Consider the following 3,491-nt stretch of genomic DNA (forward strand, 5'->3'; position numbering starts at 1 on the left):
CGGCACTCAACCTGCAACAGCAAATTAAGCATAAAAACGGCCTACCGGTAAAACCCGAAGAGCGCTGGAGCTATATTAAAGAGCTGGAAAATAAAGAGGTGGTGATCAGTGATCCGCATAACCCAATGCAAGATCGCACAGCACCCACCCAGTTAACCGCAGAGCAGCAGGCTATTTTGACCCAGTTGCAAACGGAGATGCAGCAAGCGCCACAAGCCTTGCCGCGAGCCGATCGCAACGGCAATATTGACGGTGAAACCCAAATTACGCAGAACAAGCCGGTCTACACCTCTCCGAACAGCAACAATCAGGGGCAACCGCTCGCAAAAATTGAGCAAATTCCGCCTCGTCAGACAACGTCGGTAATCAAAGAGAGCAAGCCAACACTGGTACAGCCTCCACCCATTCCGCGCGGTTCAGAAACAGCACGAAATGAAGTCGCTAAAGTTGACACCGCCAAAAAAGTGGATGAAAAACCACAACAGTGGCTGGTTCAGTGTGGCGCATACCGTACCAGTTCGCAGGCTGAAGAGGTGCAAGCAACACTGGCATTTCAGGGTATTGAAGCCAATTTACGCACCAGTAATAGCTGGCATCGAGTGGTTCTTGGCCCTTACAGCAGCCGTGCGGCCGCTGACAAACAGCAAAACCGCTTAAAAAGCAGCGGTATGTCGAGCTGCTTAATTCTTCCTGTTCAGGGTTGAAACTCCTTTCCCAAATCCCCATCTAAGCATTATGTGCCCTGACAATGATCAGGGCTTTGCGTAATTCTCCGATGAGGAACACACAGTGACAACAATCGTAAGTGTGCGCCGTAATGGTAAAGTCGTCATTGGCGGTGACGGACAGGTTTCTCTTGGCAACACTGTCATGAAGAGCAACGCGCGCAAAGTGCGCCGTTTATATAACGATCAAGTCATTGCCGGTTTTGCTGGCGGTACAGCCGATGCATTCACCCTGTTTGAGCGTTTTGAGCGTCAGTTAGAGATGCATCAGGGTAATTTGGTTAAAGCAGCCGTTGAGCTGGCCAAAGATTGGCGATCTGATCGTGCTCTGCGTAAACTTGAAGCACTGCTAGCCGTTGCGGATGAAAATGCCTCTTTAATCATTACCGGTAACGGTGATGTGGTGCAGCCGGAAAATGATCTGATCGCAATTGGCTCAGGTGGCCCGTTTGCCCAGTCTGCCGCACGTGCACTGCTGGAAAATACCGAGCTCTCTGCCCACGATATCGTGGAAAAAGCCCTGACCATTGCCGGTGATATTTGTGTGTATACCAACCAACACAAAACCATCGAAGAACTTCCAAGCAAAATTTAAGGCCTGACCATGTCTGAAATGACCCCACGTGAAATTGTCCACGAGCTTGACCGTCATATCATCGGTCAGGATAAAGCCAAGCGTTCTGTTGCCATTGCACTGCGTAACCGCTGGCGACGGATGCAGTTGCCAGAAGCGCTGCGCCATGAAGTGACCCCAAAAAATATTCTGATGATCGGCCCAACCGGTGTCGGTAAAACGGAAATTGCCCGCCGTCTGGCGAAACTGGCCAATGCTCCGTTCATCAAAGTGGAAGCGACTAAGTTCACTGAAGTTGGGTATGTAGGTAAAGAAGTTGACTCGATTATCCGCGATCTGACAGATTCAGCCATCAAAATGGTGCGCTTACAGTCTATCGAAAAAAATCGTGTGCGGGCCGAAGAGCTGGCAGAAGATCGTATTTTAGATGCGTTGCTGCCACCACCGCGTGATAACTGGGGTCAGACTGAAAAAACTGACGAGCAATCACACACTCGCCAAATTTTCCGTAAAAAACTGCGCGAAGGTCAGCTCGATGATAAAGAGATCGAGATTGAGACCTCAGCAGCTGGCAGTGCCGGTGTTGAAATCATGTCGCCACCGGGCATGGAAGAGATGACTAACCAGTTGCAATCTATGTTCCAAAATCTAGCCGGTCAGCAAAAGAAAAAACGCAAACTCAAAGTGCCCGAAGCACTCAAAGCGCTGATTGAAGAAGAAGCGGCCAAGCTGGTCAATCCTGAAGAGCTCAAAGAGCAAGCGATTCACGCAGTTGAGCAAAACGGTATTGTCTTTATCGATGAGATAGACAAGATCTGTAAGCGTGGCGAAAGCTCCGGCCCTGATGTTTCACGCGAAGGTGTTCAGCGCGATCTGCTACCGTTAGTTGAAGGCTGCACTGTATCCACTAAGCACGGCATGGTGAATACTGATCATATCCTGTTCATCGCCTCGGGTGCATTTCAGGTTGCTCGCCCGTCTGATCTGCTGCCTGAGCTACAAGGCCGCCTGCCTATTCGTGTTGAACTCGATGCCCTGACCAGTGCTGATTTTGAGCGCATTTTGTCAGAGCCAAGTGCCTCACTGACCGAGCAATATAAAGCGCTGCTGGCAACCGAAGGTCTGAATGTTGAATTCACGCCAGAAGGGATCCGCCGCCTAGCTGATGCTGCCTTTACCGTTAACGAGCGTACCGAAAATATTGGTGCACGCCGTCTGCATACCGTGATGGAGCGTCTGTTCGAAGAGGTCTCTTTTGATGCCAGCGAGCGCGGCGGTCAACTGATCACCGTTGATGCCGATTACGTCAGCAAATACTTGGCCGATGTTGTAGAAGACGAAGATCTCAGCCGTTTTATTCTGTAATCAGCCAAACAAAACGGTAGCAATCATGGTTCATCATGCTTTGGCATGTTATCCATAATAGGCTTGCACCGCTTTTTGCTTCTCAAAAACAGAGCGCACTTGCGCTCTGTTTTTCTCTTTATACCGCAGCTTATGCTGTGAATTTAACCAAACAGTCATACCCGCATCCCCGCAAGATGCTGTAAACTACAGCGCTCAAATTTCTCGCACAGACAGCTTGCGCTATCGCATGATTTGCTCTGCCGGCCATTTTTAACCCTTAACTATGTTGAAGCCAAACCCATGAGTGACTCCAAATTTGCTATCTGGTTGGAAGCTACACGTCCGCGCACTTTACCGCTGGCCTTAGCCTCAATTGTTACCGGAGCTGCAGTTGCTATGTGGCAAGGACGCTTCCAAGCAACCATTACTGTTCTTGCTCTGCTGACTGCCACATTGCTACAGATTTTATCGAATCTGGCCAATGATTACGGCGATGCAGTCAAGGGCACCGATAAAGATCGGGTTGGCCCGCGCCGTGCGGTACAAAGCGGCCTGATCTCAGCACAAAGCATGAAGCGCGCGATGCTGATAACCCTGCTGCTCACCTTAGTTAGCGGCGGTACATTAATTTTACTGGCCTGCCGTAAACCAGAAGATATTGTCGGATTCCTGCTCATGGGTGTGGTCGCCATTATCGCCGCGATCACCTATACCGTGGGTAATAAACCCTACGGTTACATGGGGTTGGGCGATATTTCTGTACTAACCTTCTTCGGTCTACTCGGTGTTTGTGGCACTTACTACCTGCAAACCGGTACTTTTGAAGCCGCCCTGCTGCTGCCGGC

General features: G+C 50.1%; 4 protein-coding genes. All 4 read left to right on the plus strand.

Going from position 1 to position 3,491, the window contains the following annotated elements; genetic code table 11:
• A partial coding sequence (gene ftsN / locus ACRC27_RS08390) for a cell division protein FtsN (RefSeq protein WP_438639666.1) occupies positions 1-704 on the plus strand: 704 nt, incomplete at its 5' end.
• 85 nt (positions 705-789) lie between these two features.
• Positions 790-1,320, plus strand: coding sequence for an ATP-dependent protease subunit HslV (gene hslV, locus ACRC27_RS08395; protein WP_438623864.1), 531 nt, complete (start codon positions 790-792; stop codon positions 1,318-1,320).
• A gap of 9 nt (positions 1,321-1,329) precedes the next feature.
• On the plus strand, positions 1,330-2,664 hold the full coding sequence (gene hslU / locus ACRC27_RS08400) for an HslU--HslV peptidase ATPase subunit (protein WP_438623865.1): 1,335 nt from the start codon (positions 1,330-1,332) through the stop codon (positions 2,662-2,664).
• A gap of 282 nt (positions 2,665-2,946) precedes the next feature.
• A partial coding sequence (gene menA, locus ACRC27_RS08405; RefSeq protein ID WP_438639667.1) for a 1,4-dihydroxy-2-naphthoate octaprenyltransferase occupies positions 2,947-3,491 on the plus strand: 545 nt, incomplete at its 3' end.

Origin of the sequence: Plesiomonas sp. (assembly GCF_051650925.1) — a bacterium.
GTDB lineage: Bacteria > Pseudomonadota > Gammaproteobacteria > Enterobacterales > CAMTGL01 > Plesiomonas.